The organism is Rhodohalobacter halophilus, from assembly GCF_001715195.1.
Lineage (GTDB): Bacteria > Bacteroidota > Rhodothermia > Balneolales > Balneolaceae > Rhodohalobacter > Rhodohalobacter halophilus.
The window spans coordinates 1-1138 of sequence record NZ_MDWE01000032.1 but is presented as its reverse complement, the minus strand read 5'-3'; the positions used below and the strand labels follow the sequence as shown (position 1 = coordinate 1138).

Here is a 1138-nt window from a genome sequence, read left to right as displayed (position 1 = left end):
CTGGCTGCCATTATCGCTGCGAACCGTAACTAATTTCGGCAGCGAAAGGCTGTAACGGCTCAAAATATCGGCAAACAGTTTGTAAGCTCCCCCATTTTTTGGACCACTTAAAAGTAGAGAGTTTCGGTTAAGAACCACATTCGATGGGTGTTTTGTATCCCAATGATTTGTGTGGTCGTTTGTGGTTATAATCGTGTTTCCATTGTTGGGTTTTTTCTCGCACGTCATCCAGGGTTTTAAAGATGTAAGCATGTAACAGTTCCGATCGAATGCTTCCGTTTAGTCGTTCAACATAGGCGTTCTGTGTGGGTTTGCCCGGCTGTATAAAGGCCAGTGTTACATGATTGTCCTTGCACCAATGGTCGAGTTTCCTGGAGATAAATTCCGGTCCGTTATCCACCCGGATCATCTGCGGCAGTCCGCGACTTTCTTTGAGCTGGTCCAAGACACGGATCACGCGCAACGCCGGCAGGCTGGTGTCGGTTTCGATCCAGAGTACCTGGCGGTTGTAGTCATCCATCACATTGAGCATCCGAAAGCTTCGCCCATCCCATAGGCTATCGTGCATAAAGTCCAGACTCCATACCTGATTCACGCCCTCAGGCTGGAACAACTGCTGCTTGGCCCGTGCCGGTAATCTCTTTTTCGCTCTTCGCCGAATATTAAGCTTCAGGGCCGTATAGACACGATATACCCGCTTGTGATTCCATCGGTGGCCCATCAAGCGAATCCGATAGTAACACTGCCAGAAGCCAATGGCCGGGTGTTTGGAGGTTAGCTCCAACAGCGTGTCAATAATCATCTGAATGTTTTTTGGCTTAGGCTTGTAACTATAGCTGCTGCGCGGGAGGTTCACTGCCCTACAGCCCTGACGAAGGCTTACCTGATGCTCGCTGCGCATCAGATCAACCATCTCCCGTTTTACCTCAGGACTTACAGTTTTTTTCTACAGCATCTTTCAAGGCGTGGTGTACCAAACTCAGGTCGGCATACATCCGCTTGAGCCGGGCATTTTCTGCCTCCAGTTCTTTGATCCGGGCCAACTCACTCACACTGAGTCCTCCATACTTGGCTTTCCAATTATAAAAGGTCGCATCACTGATTCCATGTTCTCGACAGATGTCTCGAACCTTCAGTT

At 49.2% G+C, this 1138-nt stretch carries 2 protein-coding genes; both read right to left on the bottom strand.

Annotation, left to right across the window (positions count from 1 at the left end):
- Positions 1-127: 127 nt before the first annotated feature.
- Positions 128-913, bottom strand: a complete 786-nt coding sequence (locus BG260_RS09255; RefSeq protein ID WP_069131962.1) for an IS3 family transposase — start codon at positions 911-913, stop codon at positions 128-130.
- Positions 914-926: 13 nt separating this feature from the next.
- Positions 927-1138 (bottom strand): transposase (locus tag BG260_RS09250; RefSeq protein ID WP_069131960.1); only part of this gene is annotated, 212 nt, incomplete at its 5' end.

What these genes read in the sequence shown, in the direction of transcription:
- BG260_RS09255 (WP_069131962.1), bottom strand. Translation starts at nt 913, where the DNA reads ATGGTTGATCTGATGCGCAGCGAGCATCAGGTAAGCCTTCGTCAGGGC.